Below are 16,523 nucleotides of genomic sequence, written 5' to 3'. Positions count from 1 at the left end.
TCTGGCATGGGCGTCGCTACAGAAGTGTAGTTGCATTTCCATGACTCGCTAGGACCTTTCCTGCGTCGACGCGTCGAGATTCAGCTCTCGCTCCAGTCGCTGACTGACATCGCCGGGTGAGCCGGTCCGTCGCGCGAGCATGTCATAGGCGACCGGGACGACGAACAGCGTCAACAGCGTGGCAACGGCGACCCCGCAGAAAATCACGGTGCCGATGACGATGCGCGATTCGGCGCCCGGGCCGAAGGCCAGAATCAACGGTATCGCGCCAGCCATGGTGGTGACGGTGGTCATCAGTATCGGTCGCAGCCGTGTCACGGCCGCCTCGACCAGCGCATCCGAGAACGGCGCTCCCTCGTCGCGCAGTTGGTTGGCGAACTCGACGATCAGAATGCCGTTCTTGGCCGCCAGCCCCACCAGTACGACCAGCCCCACCTGGCTGTAGATGTTGAGAGATTGGCCGCTGGCCCAGAGGCCAAGCAGGGCACCGCTGATCGCCAGCGGCACCGTGAACATGATGACCAGCGGATGGATGAAGCTCTCGAACTGGGCCGCCAGGACCAGGAACACCACGACGATGCCCAGCAGGAGCAGAAAGGCGGTGGCGCCGCTGGCCTCCTGGTAATCGCGCGAGGGGCCCTTGTAGTCGATGACCGCCTCGCTGGGCAGCTCCTCGGCGGCGATCCGCTGGAGGTAGGCGAGCGCGTCACCCATGGCGGTACCGCTCTGGAGGTTGGCCTCCAGCGTTATGGCGCGCATCCGGTTGAATCGATTGAGTTCGCTGGCACCCGCGAATTCGGAGATGGAGACCAGACTCGCCAGTGGAATCAGCTCGCCGCTGACCGCCGAACGGACCTGCACGTTGTCCAGCGTACTCGGCGCTCGCTGGCGCTCGCGCTCCCCCTCGAGGATGACGTCGTACTCCTCCCCGTTATCGACGTAGGTGGTGACGTTGCGGCCGCCGAACAGTGTCTCGAGGGTGTTGCCGATGGTGCTGACGGTCACGCCCAGGGCGGCTGCGCGGTTGTAGTCGATCCGGATGCGGAGCTGTGGCTGGGTCTCCTTGTAGTCGCTGTCCACCGCCTCGAGCCCCACGTTACCGTCCTCGCGGATACGCTCGAGTAGACGGTCGCGCCAGTCGACCAGCTGCTCGTATGTACTGCCGCCGATCACGAACTGGATCGGCTTCTCGACTCTGCCGCCGAAGCCCTGGCGCATGACCGGCGTGGCGGTGACGCCGGGAAGATCGTCAAGGCGCTGCCTGACATCGGCCATGATGTCCCACGCCGAACGCCGGTCGCCCCAGTCGTTGAGGGTGACGATGGCCATGCCGTCGTTGAAATTCTCGACATTGCCGAAGCCACGCGGGCCACGAATCGACACCTGGTTGATATCGCCGGCGTCGACCAGGGACATCAAGCGGGTCTCTATCTCGTCGTAGTAATCCTGCATGTAATGGAAGGTCGCGCCGGGCGGCCCCTCGATCAGCACGAAAAAGGCGCCACGGTCCTCCCGGGGGGTGTACTCGTTGGGCAACTGCTGGAACAGCCAGGCGGTAAGGGCCAGGACGAGGGCAAACAGGCCGACCATGAACCAGCGGAAGCGCAGCGCCCGGCTTAGCCAGCGCCGGTAGATCGTCTGCGAACGGTCCAGCAGCCACTGCACGCCGCGGCTGATGCGGCTCTCGTGCATGCTCGGGTTGAGCAGCTTCGAACACAGCATCGGTGCCAGCGACAGCGCGACCAGGCAGGAGAGCCCGACGGCGGCGGCGAGGGTCAGGGCAAACTCCGAGAACAGGCGCCCGATATCCCCCTGCAGCAGGCTCAACGGAATGAATACCGTGATTAGCACCAGGGTGGTGGCGATCACCGCAAAGCCGATCTGACGCGTACCGCGATAGGCCGCCACCAGGGGCGTTTCGCGATGGACCACCATGCGCCGGTGGACGTTCTCGATGACCACGATCGCGTCGTCGACGACCAGACCGATCGCCAGGACCAGCGCCAGCAAGGTCAGCAGATTCAGGGTGAAGCCGAACAGGGCCAGGAAGATGAAGGTGCCGATCAGCGATATCGGTACCGTCACCGCTGGCACCAGGGTCGTGCGCACGTTGCCCAGAAAGAGAAAGATCACCACCACCACCAATCCCATGGCGATGAACAAGGTGGCTGCGACCTCGTGCAGGGCACCTGACACGAACACCGACGAATCGAAGTTGAGCGACAGCTGCATGCCGTCCGGCAGCGTCGGCTGCAGCCGGGTCATTTCCGCCTTGGCGCCGTTGGCGACCTCCAGCACGCTGGCGGTCGACTGCTTGATCATGCCCAGGCCGACCATGGGGACTTCGTTGCCGCGATAGAGCGAACGCTCCTCGACCGAGCCGACCTCCACCCGGGCGACATCGGCCAGCCGCACCAGGTAACCGTCGTCTCCTCGCGCGATCACCAGGTTCTGGAAGTCGGCGGCGGTGGTGAAACTGCGCGGAATGCGCAGCGTGAACTGGCGGTCGCGGGATTCGAGAAAGCCGGCCGGCAGCTCGACGTTTTCGTTCTGGAGCGCATCGGCGACATCATCGACCGTCAGCTGCCGCGCGGCCAGGGCGTTGCGATCGAGCCAGACCCGCATCGCATACTCCTTGCCGCCGCTCAGGCGAACCCGAGCCACACCGTTCTGGGTCGAGAAGCGGTCGACGAGATAGCGATTGGCGTAATCGGTGAGCTCCGGGATGGTATAGCCCTCGCCGGAGAGCGACAGCCAGATGATGACATCGTCGCTGCTGTCGCTCTTCTCGATCTCCGGAGGTTCGGCCTGGTCGGGCAGGTTGTCGGCCACCGACGAGATGCGGTCGCGGATATCGTTGGCGGCACCGTCGATGTCTCGATCCAGCGAGAATTCGACGTCGATCTCCGATTCGCCGTCGGCGCTGCTGGACTCGATCGAGACGATACCCTCGATACCGGCGATGCGGTCCTCCAGCAGTTGGGTGATCCGGGTCTCGACCACGCTGGCGGAGGCGCCGGGGTAGTTGGTTTCGATGCTGACGATGGGCGGGTCGATCGCCGGATACTCCTGCAGCGGCAGGCGCTCCATGGCCAGCAGGCCGAAGGCGATCAGCAGTAGCGAGACGACCGTCGCGAAAACCGGGCGGCGAATCGATAGATCGGAAATTCGCATCAGTCGCTCGCCCGGGATTCGGTGGCGCGGCGCTGACGCTCCAGCACATCCCTGATGTCACCCTCGCCGACATTTTCCGCGACCAGCTCGACCGGATCCCCCTCGCGTACCTTGAGCGTGCCGTGGGTCACGATCCGCTGCCCGCCATCGAGCCCCGCGATGATCTCGACTTCCCCCTGTCGGCGTTCGCCGGTGGTGACCTCCCGGCGCGTCACATGGGCCGGCTGACCCGGTTCGATCAGCCAGACCGTCTGGCGTTCGCCATCCGGAACCAGCGCGCTTTCCGGGATCGTCAACGCCTCGCGCGCGGGCTGGTTCAACTGCACTTCCATCAGCATGCCCGGCAGCAGCCGGCCGTCGGGATTGGGCAGGTTGGCGCGGACCACCAGGCTGCGCGAAATGGGATCGATACGCGTGCCGAGGGTCGCGACCTCGGCGCGGAAGACCTGGTCCGGATAGCTCGGTGTCGTGGCGCTGAGTGTCAGGCCGGGGTGGAGCACCGACAGCAGCGTCGCCGGGACGGTGAAGTCGAGCTTCATGGTGTCCAGCTTGTCGAGCGTGACCAGCTCGGTGCCGGGGGTGACCAGGGCGCCCACGCTGATCTCGCGCAACCCCACCGTGCCCGCGAAGGGGGCCTGCAGGCGGTGATCGGCGAGTCGCGCGCGGATGGCATCGATCTCGGCCTCGCTCTGCTTGACCAGTGCGGCATTGTCCTCGAGCGTGGCGCGGACCCCCAGGTTGCGATCCTGGAGCTGCTGGGCCCGGTTGAGCGCACTCCGGCGTTGGCCCAGTAGCGCCTGGGCGGCGCGCAGCTCGGCTTGAGCCTGGGCGTCGTCGAGCTGCACCAGCCACTGGTTGGCTGCCACCTCGTCGCCGTCCTCGAAATTGAGCGCGCTGACGGTGCCGGTGAGCGTGGAGGAGAGGGTGACGCTCTCGTCGGCTCTCAAGGTTCCCAGCGCCTCCACGGGGTCCTGCCAGGTCGAAGCCATGACGGTGGCGCCGATCACGGCGACAGGCGGCGTCTCCTGGGCGCTCGCGGGGGTCGGGCCCGGCAACCATGTCGCTATCGCGCAGAGGGCCAGGGCCAGCAGGGGCGGTAGGCGGGTTTCGCGTCCGAGCGTGAAGCGCTCACGAGCTGCCGAATTCGTTGTCATGATTGGCGGATATCTTGTCAGCGTTGCGTTGGGCGGGCGAGTGCGCGCCACTCGTTAGTACCTGAACGACCGGCGAATGAAAAGGGCATCTCGAAAAACGCCTCTGTTAGAATGCCTACCCATTCAGTGAGGCAAGTGCGGTGCGGAGATGAAAACCTACGACGTGGTCATTATCGGCGCTGGCGCAGCGGGGCTGATGTGCGCGCTGACCGCGGGCTACCGCGGCCTTCGCGTGCGAGTCGTCGATCATGCCAGCAAGGCGGGAAAGAAGATTCTGATGTCCGGCGGTGGGCGCTGCAATTTCACCAATCTCGCCACCACGCCGGCACATTTCTTCTCGCGCAATCCGCACTTCTCGATTTCGGCGCTGAAACGCTACACGCCGCACCATTTCGTCGAACTGGTCGAGCGGCATGGCGTCGAGTACGTCGAGAAGGCGCCTGGCCAGCTGTTCTGCGCGCAGTCGGCGAAGGAGATCGTCTCGCTGCTGCTGACCGAGTGCGAGTGGGCAGGCGTGGAAGTCTCGCTCTCCACCACGGTAGGGAGGGTCGAGCGCCTGGGTGAAGGGATGCAGCTGGAGATAGATGGCCGCACGGTGGCAGCGGGGGCCGTGGTCGTCGCCACCGGTGGCCTCTCCGTCCCGACGCTCGGCGCCAGTGGCTTCGGCTACGATCTGGCGCGCCAGTTCGGGCTGGCCGTGACCGAGACGCGGGCGGCACTGGTGCCATTCACGGTGACGTCGCAATGGAAGGCGTCACTGGCCTCGCTCTCCGGCCTCTCCTGTCCCGTTGTTGCCAGTTGCGGCGACGGCGCCTACCGTGAGCCGTTGCTGTTCACCCATCGCGGTCTGTCCGGGCCGGCAATGCTCCAGGCCTCGAGCCACTGGCTGCCGGGCATGCCGGTGGCGATCGACTGGCTGCCCTCTACACCGGTTGCGGAGACCCTGGCCGACCTGCGTCGACGCGTGCCGCGGCGGCGGCTGGGTAGCTGGCTGGGCGAACTGCTGCCCAAGCGTCTCTCCCAGGCGCTGATCGAGTGGCAGGGGTGGCAGGACCGGCCGTTGGCCGAACTCTCCAACGCCGATATCGATGCCGTGGCGAGCGGTCTCGGGGCCTGGCAGTTCAAGCCGGCGGGCACGGAGGGGTGGCGCACCGCGGAGGTCACCATGGGCGGCGTCGACACGGCTGCGGTGTCGTCGAAGACCTTCGCCGTCGACGCGCTCCCCCAGCTCTACTTCATCGGTGAGGTGCTGGACGTCACCGGCCAGCTGGGTGGTTTCAACTTCCAGTGGGCCTGGTCGTCCGGCGTGGCCTGCGGCCAGGCGATTTGAGCCCGAACGAAAGATGGCCACTGAGTGCAGTGGCCATCCGGTTCGGCTGACAGAGACAGCGCGACGGGTCGCTAGCGGTTTCTCCCGCGGGTCGCCCGGTAGAGCGCCCGGCCGCGGTTGTACATCATGAATCCGGTCAGCGCTCGCCTGAACAGTCGCCCGGTCGACCGTGGCTTGCGCGCACTGCGCATCGCCAGCAACCCCCCGGCCGCCATCAACGGAACGCGCCAACTCATCAGCTTGTCCCAGGCGTTGTCGATCGGCGCCGTGGCATCGCGCCACTCCCGCATGGCGGCGGTCATGTCCAGGCGTTGCTGGAGGATCTCGTCCTCCAGCTCGTCCAACTGCTGTTGTCGCGAACGTTCAGTCATGAGAGCTCCCCAATGCCTGGCGGTCGCGATCGAGGTGATGCAGGGTGGCGGCCATCAGCTTGCGCTGTTTGGCGACCCGCTTGGCGGAGAAGATCAAGATGCCTGACAGGACGAAGAGCACCGCCGAGCAGATACCGATCGCCTGCAGTCGGTGATCTTCCCAGTAGACCACCACAACCAGCAGCAGCAGCATCCCGATCGCGAACGACAGTACGATCAGCCCTGCGCCGGCCAGCAGCAGAAGCGTCAGCATCCGGTCGCGCTCCGCCTCCCACTCGACCACTGCCAGGCGCAGTCGCGTCTGGCCGGTGGCGATGAGGTTGGCGATCAGTCGCCTGGCGGCGGAGATCACGTTTTCAGCCGGCCCTGCCATCAGCGACGTCCCAGCAGCAGTCCCAGAACCACGCCCGCTGCAGCGCCGATACCGATGCTGGTCCAGGGATTTTCGTGCACGTAGCGGTCGGTGGCGTCGACCTGTCCCTTGGCGCTGGAATAGAGCGCCTCTCCGCGCGCTTCCAGACGTTCGCGCGTGGCATGCAGACGTTGCTGAGCGCGTTCACGCAGTTCGGAGATATTGCTGCGGGAGTCGTCCGCCGTGGCGTGAATCAGCTCCTCGACCGTGTGAGACAGATTGCGCAGATCTTCCTTGAGTTGTTCGGTCGAGGCTTCGCGTTCACGCTCGGGGCCGTTGCCGCCGATAGGTTGCATGGTCATGGTTGTCATCCTTTGACAGTCGAGTGGCATGGGTGAAACAGACAGGCTTCAGCATAGATTGGCAATCTGTCGGCATCAACGCGTACCGGGAATCCCGGCCAAAAAGGTGTTGATGCTGAAGCCAAGGCCGAAGCGTTGCACGTCATGGTTGTAGTCGATCAGGCTCTCCCCGTACCCCTTGTAGTACTGCAGATAACCGCGCACCTTGCCGAACAGCGGGAAGGAGTAGTCGAGCTGCCCCCCGTAGTGCGCCTTGCCCGGGTTGCCACGAACCATCAACGAGACTTCCTGATCCCCGAACGCACGCACCAGGGTCAGGTCCCCGTAGCCGATGTAATTTTCCAGGTCCGGGTTGTCGTCGTCTTCGGCGTTTTCCGGAATACGCCAGTGCGGGGCGACGCTGAAGGCCCAGTCGCCGCGCTGGAAAATGGTCTCCGCGTAGAGGCGATTCCAGCTGCGCGACAGCGGATCGGAGCGGCCGTTGGACTGGTGCGCGAAGCCGACACGATTGATGGTGTTGGTCCAGCCGAGCACCGTCCAGCTGTTGTCGAAACTGACGAAGCCCTCGGGTTCGTAGTTGGTCTCGCGGAAGGGCGCGGAGGCCTCGGAGTTGTAGGCCTGCCACCAGCTTCGCTGGGTATAGGCGAAATAGAGGTCGCCGTTGTCGCCGAAGATGTCGTCGAGCAGTTTGACCTTGAAGCTCAACTGGAACTTGATCTCGGACTTGTCGACGTTGCCCTCCGAGGTGATCTCCCGGAAGTCGGATTCGTCCGGGTTGCTGTTGTAGGTCCAGGGCAGGATGTAGTTGCGACGATAGGTCGTGACCGCCAACGGGTTCTCGGCAGTCTCCGCCTCGAGATTCCGGCGCACTTCCGCCTGTTCGTTCGCTTGCTGGACCGGGTCGCTGCTGGTGCTTGAATCCTGAGCCACTGCCAAGGACGAAGTCACCATCCCGAGGAGAAGAATGCCGGTATGGCGCAGCGAACGAGTGGGCGTCATAAGACTGTCCTGTCAAGATGATCCAATGGGGTGGAAGCAAGATCCGGCTGATGAAAATCAGGCTTCTTTTCGGGTAGTGACGATTTCTAGCATGTCGTCGACTTATTTCAAACTCGGGAGCGCGCTAAGCAACGCCTCGAAACCCACACGCGCTGGCGGTAGACTCCGCTATCGATAGAGGATCGCACCGCTGTGAAGCGGTGGTGGCCGTATGTACGGAGTTGACGAGGAGTCGGCATGTCGGATGACCCGGTCGCGGGTAAGTATTCTGGGCAACCAGGCTTTTCAGCACGAGCACCGTTCAGGCCGGCGGCGCTGCCGTCGGCAACGGCCGCCCGATTGCGCGCCAGCCTGTTGAAAGGGGTCGAGCGTAGCACGTTCCTTGCACTCGTATTGTGCATACTCATGACAAGCGTTGTCGCCTTCGCCCAACAGCCGGACGGTCTGCCCAGCGAAGACGAGCTCAAGGCGCAGCAGCAGAAGCTCGAGAAGATCGACACACCCAGCGAAGCGCAGCAGACGGAGTTGGCTGATCTGCGTGTGGCTCAGCAGACGCTGGCGTCGTTGAAGGCCCTGCGCAAGGACCTGGAGTCGCTCGAGACCTCGGCCCGACAGGCCCCACAGCGTACCCGCGAACTCGAGCGCCAGCTTGCCGGGCTGAGCGACCGGAAGGCGCCCGAGGCCGACGACCTCGACCAGCTCTCCGTGGAGGTCCTGGGCCAGAAGACCACCGAGTCGCTGAATCAGCTCGAGGCGCTGCAGAGCCAGCTGGCATCGATCAACGCCCGGCTGATCAGTGCGGAGACGCTGCCCGAGCGCGCGCAGTCGGCCATCGCCAGCGCGATGAACGATGCCGAGCAGGCGCGGACCCAGCTTCAGACCTCCAGTGACGAGGATTCCCAGGTCCTCGATCCCGCCGAGGCTCGCTATCGGTTGCAACTGGCCTTGGCCGACCTGCAAGCCGAATACCATCGACAGGAACTGGCCAACAACACGGTGCTTCGCGAGCTCGATGTGCAGAGGCGGGACCTGCTTCGACGTCAGGTCGCCATCGAGGAAGCGCGGCTGGACTCGCTGCAGGCAGCGCTCGATCGTCAGCGCCGTGCCGAGTCGGAAAAGGCGGTCGCGGACATCAGCGAGGAGGACGCCAAGGCGATCGCGGCGCACCCGGTGCTTCGCGAGATTCAAAAGACCAACCGCGAGCTCAGCGACCGGCTTCTCGAAGTGACCGACCGGACCAACCAATTGATCCGGCAAGCCATCGATACCCGCTCCCAGCTCGATCGCGTGCGTCAGGTCAAGCGCACGCTCAACGAGCAGATCGAAGCGATTCGTGGCAGCCCGCTGCTGTCGCGCATTCTCAACGAGCAGCGTCGAGCCCTGCCTGACATCAATGCACTGGGTGGTCTGCAGGAGGAGATCGCCGCGACTCGCCTGAGTCAGTTCGATCTGGTCGATCAGCGGGATGCGCTGCGTCACCCCCGGGAGCTGGCCGAGAAAAGCCTGGCAGACACCGATATCGAGGTCACCCCATCGCTGGTCGACTCGCTGGTGAAGCTGTTCCAGTCACGCAGCGAAGTGCTCGAGCAGTTGGATCGGGAGTACGGCAACCTGTTGACCGTGGCCATCGACCTCCAGCTCAACCAGGAGCAGCTGGCGGGGCTCTCGACATCGATCCGCGGTGTGATCGAGGAGCAGCTGTTCTGGGTGGCCAGCGCGCGCGCGCTGACCTTCGGTTGGTGGCGTGACGCCCCCGGCGTTCTGGCGAGACAGGTGCGCGGCGGTGAGTGGCGGCCGGCGCTGGCGAGTTTCTGGCAGGTTCCGGACGTCCGGGCCCTGGCCGTGGTCCCCTTGCTGCTGCTGGCGGGGGTGCTGCTGATGCTGAGACGTCGCATCAAGGTTCGGCTGCTCAATCTGCACGAGCAGATCGGCCGGCTCAAGCGTGACACCCAGATGCACACGCCCCGGGCAATCCTCTACAACGCGCTGCTGGCCGCCCATGGTCCGTTGATCCTGGCAGCCATGGGTGGCGTGCTGAGGCTGGGTAGCGATGATTTCGCCGGGCGTGTGGGAGAATCCCTGTTGCAGCTTGCCCTGGCCTGGGGCGTGCTGGGCTGGGCGCGCAGGCTGCTGGTATCCGACGGCGTGGCGACACGTCATTTCCACTGGTCGGCGGGTTACGTGGCGCGCCTGCGGCGGCTGCTGTTCTGGCTCGGCATCTCGCTGATTCCGGTCATCCTCATCAGCGGGACCTCTCCCGGCAGCCAGGCCGAACTCTCCAGCCGCCCGCTGTTCCTGCTGTCGCTGTTGGCCGGCTTGCTGGCGATGAGCTGGATTCTGGTGCAGTTGATCCTGGCCCACGTGCCCTATTTCGGCCTCAAGCTGTTCCGACTGCTGCTGGGATTGGGGCTGGCGATGGTGCCGCTGGTGCTCGGTGGCCTGATCGTCATGGGCTACGAATACGCCGCCCTGCGTCTGATCGGTCGCTTCATCAATTCGCTCTATATCTTTGGCCTTTGGATCCTGGTCGAGGCGACGGTGGTGCGGGGGCTGGCGGTGGCGCAGCGCCGGCTGGCCTACCGCCGTGCGGTCGCCCGGCGGCGAGCGCAGATACAGGAGGGCGCCGAGGGCGGGCTCGAGGTGGTCGAGGAGCCGCCCCTGGACATGGAGCAGGTCAACCAGCAGTCGCTGCGGCTCTCGAAACTGATTCTCTTCATCGGCTTCACCTTTGCCTTCTACCTGATCTGGTCGGACCTGCTCGAGGTCTTCTCCTATCTCGACCAGGTCAGCGTATGGGAGATCGAGCGGGGGCAGGGCGACGCGGTGACGCTGGATCCGATCACCGTGGCGGATGTGATCATCGCACTGGTCGTGGTGGCGTTGACCATGATGCTGGCACGCAACCTGCCCGGCCTGCTGGAGGTCATGGTGCTCTCCCGGCTGACGCTGAAGCAGGGAAGTGCCTACGCGATCTCGTCGCTGCTCTCCTACACCATCGTCGGGACCGGCGTGGTGATCTCGCTCGGCACGCTCGGGGTCTCCTGGGACAAGCTGCAGTGGCTGGTGGCGGCGCTCGGTGTGGGGCTCGGCTTCGGTCTCCAGGAGATCTTCGCCAACTTCATCTCGGGGCTGATCATCCTGTTCGAGCGTCCGATGCGGATCGGCGACACCATCACGCTAGGCCAGCTCCACGGCTCCGTCAGCCGAATTCGTATCCGTGCCACCACGGTGACCGATTTCGACCGCAAGGAGATCATCATCCCCAACAAGACCTTCGTCACCGACCAGTTGATCAACTGGTCGCTGTCGGACAACGTCACCCGGGTGGTGCTGACCTATGGCGTGGCGCACGGATCGGACCTCGACGAGGTGCATCGCCTGTTGCGCCAGGCCGCGGACGAGAACCGCCGTGTGCTGCGGGATCCCGAGCCGCAGGTGTTCTGCATCAGCTATGGGCCGACCTCGTTCAACTTCGAACTGCGAATCTTCGTCAACGATCTGCTGGATCGACTCTACGCCAGCGACGAGATCAATCGCCGGCTGGACCTGCTGTTCAAGCAGCACGGCATTCGTGTGGCGTTCAACCAGATGGACGTGTGGCTGCACGGCGAGAACGGGCAGTCCGCGCGGGTCCAGAGTGCGGATGGAGAGGGGGCGCCGCTGGGGGCCAGCGCTTCTCCGGCCGGCCCCGCTGCCGGCGCTCCCCGTTCCCGCCAGTCCCGCAGTGGCGATGACGGTCATCTGGGTGACGGCGACGTTGGTGGCGCCGGCCCGGATGGCGGCAGCGACGGCGGTGACGGCGGGCGCTGACAGGCGGTCAGCGGCGCAGGGCGTGGAGCAGGAACTCGTGGTTGCCGTCGCCGCCCAGGATCGGGCTCTCCTGCCAATGATCGACCATCAGGCCGTGTGACTGGCACGCCTGCTGGAGGGTATCGGCCACCGTCGTGTAGAGGGTGGCGTCGCGCACGATCCCTCTGGGGTCGACCTTGCCGGGGCCTACCTCGAACTGCGGCTTGACCAGGGAGTAGAGCTCCCCGCCGGCGTGCAGCACCTGGGCGATCTCCGGCAGGATCAGGGTCTGCGAGATGAACGAGACGTCCATCACCACGACATCGATGCCGTCCGGGGCTATCCTCTCCAGCTCGGCGAAGGGGAGCCGGCGCGCATTGACGCCCTCCAGACAGGTGACCCTGGCGTCTTGGCGCAGCGAGGCATCCAGTTGGTCGTGCCCCACCTCGATCCCGATGATCCGCTCGGCGCCGTAGCGCAGCGCGCAGTCGCTGAATCCGCCGGTGGATTGGCCAATATCGAGCACGGTGAGGCCGTCGAGGCGGCGCGCCAGCGTTTCCAGCAGAGCCTCCAGTTTCAGGCCGGCTCGCGACACATAGCGCTCCTCCGGCGCTTCGGCAATCCGCAGGTCCACGGTATCCGGCAGCTTCTCTCCCGGTTTCAGCGCCACCCGCCATGCGCCGCCTTCGTTGACGCTGACGTAACCCTGGCGAATCAGGCGCTGGGCCCGGGTACGGGAACGGACGTGGGCGGTCACCAGTTGATCGAGTCGGGTCATGAGCGGCTCACTCCGTTGCAGCGTCGGGCAGGGGGGAAGGGTCGGCAAGGGGGCCGTCGGCGTGTGTCGGCCGGTTGTCGAAGGCCTGCTGCCACTGTTCCAGCAGCGTCTGGCGCTTGAGCGTGTCCAGCGTCGCCAGCAGGCCCGGACCGATCTGAACCGGTCGGATCGCCTCTCCCAATCGGTCGCGCAGGTCGGCCGCGGTGCCGGCGCCATCGACGGACGGGTGCACGGCCCCCAGCGTGGTCTGGGTGGCGAGCAGGCGTTGCGCCGATGCGCTCAGCAGATAATCGATGAAACGCCGTGCGGTGTCGGGGTGAGGCGCATCCCGCGACATCATGACCAGACGCTGCAGTACCAGGGCGTAGTCCTTGGGCACCACCATCACCAGCTCGGGATGTTCGGCCACATAATCCTGCACGTAGGAGCCGATCAGGTTGTAGCCGATCCAGTAGCGTCCCTGGCTGAGTCCCTCGAGCATGGCGGCGGTGGTGGTTTCCAGAACGCTGTGGCTGTTGCCCAGTGCCTCGACCAGGTCCCAGTAGCGGGCGGAGATCCTGGCGTCCTCGATGGCGTAGGTGTAGCCCGCGCCGCTTCGCCGCGGATCGTAGGTGACCACGCGGTGGTCGAGCATCCGGGGATGCTGCCGTAGCAGGCTCAGCAGATCGGCGTGACTTTGCGGTGGCGTCATGTGTCGTGCCAGGTCCCGCCGATAGACCATGACGATCGGTTCGAACGTGAAGCCGAACAGCTCCTGGCGCCAGCGCGCCCAGCTCGGCCAGTCGGCGGCGGCCGGAGAGTCGACCGTGCTCGACAGCCCTTCGTTGGCGAGTTGGTACTGCCAGGGCATCGCGGGGGACATGATCACGTCGGCGCGCGGGGCGTCACGCTCCTGGAGGACGCGGGCGTGCAGCGCCAGTGTCTCCAGGTTGTGGTAGTCGATCGCGATGTCGGGGTGGCGGCGATGGAAATCGGAGAGCAGCGGCCGAACCTGTGGTGCATCGAGCACGCCGTAGATGGTCAGGGCGCGGGACGGTTCGGTATCCGCGGCGAAGTGCAAGGTCCTCGCCTGCGCCTGAGCCGTCAGCGCGAGCGTCAGTGCCAGCCACACGACACCGAGGCGTCGGACGCAGCGGGGGAGTCTCAGTGGTCGGTGGGAAAGATCAGAACGACGCATAAGCCAGGGCGCTCGGGGTGGTCGGGATTGGCGGTTTGCAGGAGCAGGCGAGTGTCGTGGGCGCGTGCGATGCTGTCGACGATCGCCAGGCCCAGGCCGGTACCATCGCCCGTTTCCTGGCCACGGTGGAAGGGGCGCAGCACCAGCAGACGCTGGGATTCGGGGATGCCGGGGCCATCGTCGGTGACGATCAGGCGCGTCGGGGCGTCGGTGACCTGCACCGTGATCTGGCGGGCGCCGTAGAGCGCAGCGTTCTCGATCAGGTTGTTCAGCGCCTCTTCCAGTTGCCAGTCGGTCGCCGACACCATGACGGGATGGTCGGGCACTTCGACCCCGAGATCGATGCCGTGACGGTAATGGCGCGCGAATGACTCCCTGACGCAGCGCTGCGCCAGTGCGGCGAGATCGACCGAACGCCTGGCCGGCGCCGCCTCGGGGTTGTTGAGACGGGTCATCGACAGTAGCTGGCCGGCCAGTCGCGCCGTCTTGGTGGCGGTGCCGTGCATGGTGACGAGCGCGTCGCGCCACGCCGCCGGCTCCGACTGGCGAATGGCCAGCTCCGCGCGTGCTGATAGCCCCGCCAGTGGCGTGCGCAACTGGTGAGAGGCATCGCCGATGAAGCGTTCCTGATTGGCCCGGACGCGGCGCATTCGCGCCAGTAGTTCGTTCAATGCCTGGCGCAGTTCCGCCAGTTCCCGGGGCAGCGCCAGTTCGAGCGGGGCGAGCGTGCGAGGATCGCGCTGGCGGATGGCGCGTCTCAGCCGGGTCAACGGTTCCAGCGCGAAGCGGGCCGACAGCAGCACGACCCCCATGGCCAGTACGGCAATGATCACGATATTGACAAGGCTCGCCAGAAACAGCTGGTTGGCCAGGGCCTGTCGCCCCTCGAGACTCTGGGCCACTCTGACCTCGAACCGGTCGCTGCGATCCCATCCCTCCAGCCGGGAGCGCAACACGCCCAGGCGCAGCGGCATGCCGCGGGAGAGCACATCGCCATAGCTCATCTGGCCGACGCCGGCGGGCGGTAGCGAGGGGAGCGAACGATTGCCGGTGACGAAATGGCCCTGGGCATCGTAGAGCGCATAGAACACCCGCTCCTCGGCGTCGGTGGCGAGCATCTCCAGTGCCGATGGCGGCAGGTCCATCCACAAGCGGCTCTGCTGCCAGCGAACCTGCTCGGCGATGGAGAGCGAGGCGGCGTCGAGCAGCCGGTCGAAGGCGCGGTCGGCGGCCTCGCGAGACGCGAACCAGGCCTGCAGCAGCATGATCGCCACCAGCATGGCCAAGGGACAGAACAGCCAGATCATCAGCCGTCGATAGAGGCTGAGATGCGACAGTCGCCAGCGTCGCAACAGGGTCACTCGGCCTCCAGCAGATAGCCGATGCCCCGGACCGTGCGCAGGGTGACGTCGGAGTCGGCGAGACGCCGGCGCAGACGGTGGACATAGACTTCGATGGCGTTATCCCCGACCGGCTCCCCGGCGAAAGCCTCCTCGAGCAGGCGCGCCTTGTCCACCGGCTCCCCCGCGTAGCGGATCAGGCAAGCGAGCAGGCGGTGTTCCCGCGGCGGCAGCGGCAGGGCGGCGTCCCCCAGGGTGAAGTGCTGGCGATGGCGGTCGAGTCGCAGCGAACCCATCGAGATCGATTCGCTCTGGTCGTGCTGGCGGCGTCGCAACAGGGCGCGGACCCGCGCTTCCAGCTCGTCCAGCGCGAACGGCTTGGCCAGATAGTCGTCCGCACCCAGGTCGAGCCCCCTGACGCGATCCTCGATGGCGGCTCTCGCGGTCAGGATCAGCACCGGGGTCTGTCGATCGCGCGAGCGCAGTGCCGCCAGCACGTCGAGACCGCTGCGCGTCGGCAGGTTGAGATCCAGGAGAATGAGATCGTAGTCGTGATCGAGCGACAACCGGGCAAGGGCTTCGCCGCCATCGCCTATCCGTTCGATACGTTGATTGTCGACCGCCAGCGTTGCGGTGAGCGTGCTGGCGAGCAGAGGGTCATCCTCTATCAGCATCAACTTCGGTGCCATGGAGAACTCCAGCCGGTGAAGAGGGGGAGGCGCGTGATCCGGGTCGGGCGATTGTAAACGAATCGATTCGCAGGGCATTGAACTTTAGTTGGCTTTTGCCGCCCGGCCGTTGACCGTTACAAGGGTTCACCCTAATTTCCGCTGACGGGAACAACGTTCTACCTTACGAAACTGTAAGGTTGGCGTCAGCCACGAATAACTCCGCTCCATCAGCGAGGAGAAGCAAACATGTTTGCAGCCAAGACAATCAAGTGGGTGGCCGCCGCGACGCTGGCCTTGACCGCCAGCAGCGCCATGGCGTTCGAGCCTTCCGGCAAGGTCGAGTGTATCGCGCCCTCCGACCCGGGCGGCGGCTGGGACTTCACCTGCCGTAGCGTGGGTAACGTGCTCGAGGAGCTCAAGCTGGTCCCGGCCAGTGTCCAGACCATCAACATGGCTGGCGCCGGTGGCGGTGTCGCTTTCGCCCACACCGTGAGCAAGCGCAAGGGCGACGACCAACTGCTGGTGGCCGCTTCAACCGCCACCACCACGCGTCTGGCCCAGAATCAGTTTCCGGGCATGAATGCCGACATGGTCAACTGGATCGGTGCGGTGGGCGCGGACTATGGCGTGATCGCGGTCTCCAAGGATTCGCCTTACCACAACCTCAACGAGTTGATGGACGCGATGAAGCAGGACCCGCGGGCGGTCAAGTTCGCCGGCGGCAGCGCCAATGGCGGCTGGGACCACCTCAAGGTGCTGATCGCGGCCAAGGCGGCCGGGGTCGAGAACCTGCCGCGGATTCCCTATCTCTCCTACAACAACGGCGGCGAAGCGATGACTCAGGTCATTGGCGGTCACGTCGATGCCTTCACCGGTGACGTCACCGAGACCCAGGGCTTTCTGAAGTCCGGCGACCTGCGCGTGCTGGCGGTGCTCTCCGACGAGCGCCTGCCGGGCGACCTGGCCGACATTCCCACCGCCAATGAGCAGGGCATCGATGCGGTCGGGCCCAACTGGCGCGGCTTC

General features: G+C 65.5%; 13 protein-coding genes. 3 read left to right on the top strand and 10 right to left on the bottom strand.

Going from position 1 to position 16,523, the window contains the following annotated elements; translation table 11 throughout:
• Positions 1-48: 48 nt before the first annotated feature.
• Positions 49-3,174, bottom strand: coding sequence for an efflux RND transporter permease subunit (locus DOM45_RS18050; protein WP_110602823.1), 3,126 nt, complete (start codon positions 3,172-3,174; stop codon positions 49-51).
• On the bottom strand, positions 3,174-4,328 hold the full coding sequence (locus tag DOM45_RS18045; protein ID WP_110602821.1) for an efflux RND transporter periplasmic adaptor subunit: 1,155 nt from the start codon (positions 4,326-4,328) through the stop codon (positions 3,174-3,176). The genes DOM45_RS18050 and DOM45_RS18045 overlap by 1 nt, the downstream gene beginning before the upstream one ends.
• Positions 4,329-4,476: 148 nt before the next feature.
• On the opposite strand from DOM45_RS18045, the gene DOM45_RS18040 reads away from it, so the two are divergent.
• Entirely contained in the window at positions 4,477-5,658 is a 1,182-nt protein-coding gene (locus tag DOM45_RS18040) for a BaiN/RdsA family NAD(P)/FAD-dependent oxidoreductase (protein WP_110602819.1), read from the top strand.
• A 71-nt stretch (positions 5,659-5,729) separates the two neighbouring features.
• Here the strand turns inward: DOM45_RS18040 and DOM45_RS18035 are convergent, their stop codons facing one another.
• The 4 genes from DOM45_RS18035 to DOM45_RS18020 all read right to left on the bottom strand — a co-directional run bounded on the left by DOM45_RS18035 (position 5,730) and on the right by DOM45_RS18020 (position 7,742).
• The gene (locus tag DOM45_RS18035) at positions 5,730-6,029 is read right to left on the bottom strand and encodes a YqjK-like family protein (protein ID WP_110602817.1); all 300 of its coding nucleotides are present in this window, start codon (positions 6,027-6,029) and stop codon (positions 5,730-5,732) included.
• The gene (locus DOM45_RS18030; RefSeq protein ID WP_110602815.1) at positions 6,022-6,402 is read right to left on the bottom strand and encodes a phage holin family protein; all 381 of its coding nucleotides are present in this window, start codon (positions 6,400-6,402) and stop codon (positions 6,022-6,024) included. The genes DOM45_RS18035 and DOM45_RS18030 overlap by 8 nt, the downstream gene beginning before the upstream one ends.
• Positions 6,402-6,743 (bottom strand): ElaB/YgaM/YqjD family protein, encoded by a 342-nt coding sequence (locus DOM45_RS18025; protein ID WP_110602813.1) that lies wholly within the window; start codon positions 6,741-6,743, stop codon positions 6,402-6,404. Before DOM45_RS18025 ends, DOM45_RS18030 begins: the two co-directional genes overlap by 1 nt.
• A 75-nt stretch (positions 6,744-6,818) precedes the next feature.
• The gene (locus DOM45_RS18020; RefSeq protein WP_110602811.1) at positions 6,819-7,742 is read right to left on the bottom strand and encodes a phospholipase A; all 924 of its coding nucleotides are present in this window, start codon (positions 7,740-7,742) and stop codon (positions 6,819-6,821) included.
• Positions 7,743-8,081: 339 nt separating this feature from the next.
• Between DOM45_RS18020 and mscK the strand changes: the two genes are divergently transcribed.
• A complete protein-coding gene (gene mscK / locus DOM45_RS18015) occupies positions 8,082-11,552 on the top strand; it encodes a mechanosensitive channel MscK (RefSeq protein ID WP_280951707.1) in 3,471 nt (1,156 codons plus the stop codon).
• Positions 11,553-11,559: 7 nt separating this feature from the next.
• Here the strand turns inward: mscK and DOM45_RS18010 are convergent, their stop codons facing one another.
• From DOM45_RS18010 to DOM45_RS17995, 4 genes are read right to left on the bottom strand one after another with little or no spacing between them, the layout of a single operon-like run.
• Complete coding sequence (locus DOM45_RS18010; RefSeq protein WP_110602807.1) at positions 11,560-12,309, bottom strand: TlyA family RNA methyltransferase; 750 nt, start codon at positions 12,307-12,309, stop codon at positions 11,560-11,562.
• 7 nt (positions 12,310-12,316) lie between these two features.
• Entirely contained in the window at positions 12,317-13,420 is a 1,104-nt protein-coding gene (locus tag DOM45_RS18005; protein ID WP_240612457.1) for an ABC transporter substrate-binding protein, read from the bottom strand.
• 32 nt (positions 13,421-13,452) lie between these two features.
• Positions 13,453-14,847 (bottom strand): sensor histidine kinase, encoded by a 1,395-nt coding sequence (locus tag DOM45_RS18000; protein WP_240612456.1) that lies wholly within the window; start codon positions 14,845-14,847, stop codon positions 13,453-13,455.
• On the bottom strand, positions 14,844-15,515 hold the full coding sequence (locus DOM45_RS17995) for a response regulator transcription factor (protein ID WP_110602804.1): 672 nt from the start codon (positions 15,513-15,515) through the stop codon (positions 14,844-14,846). The genes DOM45_RS18000 and DOM45_RS17995 overlap by 4 nt, the downstream gene beginning before the upstream one ends.
• Positions 15,516-15,743: 228 nt before the next feature.
• On the opposite strand from DOM45_RS17995, the gene DOM45_RS17990 reads away from it, so the two are divergent.
• Positions 15,744-16,523: Bug family tripartite tricarboxylate transporter substrate binding protein (locus DOM45_RS17990; RefSeq protein WP_110602802.1), on the top strand; the 780-nt coding region annotated here is incomplete at its 3' end.

It is taken from the genome of Salinicola lusitanus, from assembly GCF_003206045.1.
GTDB classification, from domain to species: Bacteria; Pseudomonadota; Gammaproteobacteria; order Pseudomonadales; family Halomonadaceae; genus Salinicola; species Salinicola lusitanus.
This window is presented reverse-complemented; position numbering and strand designations above follow the sequence as displayed.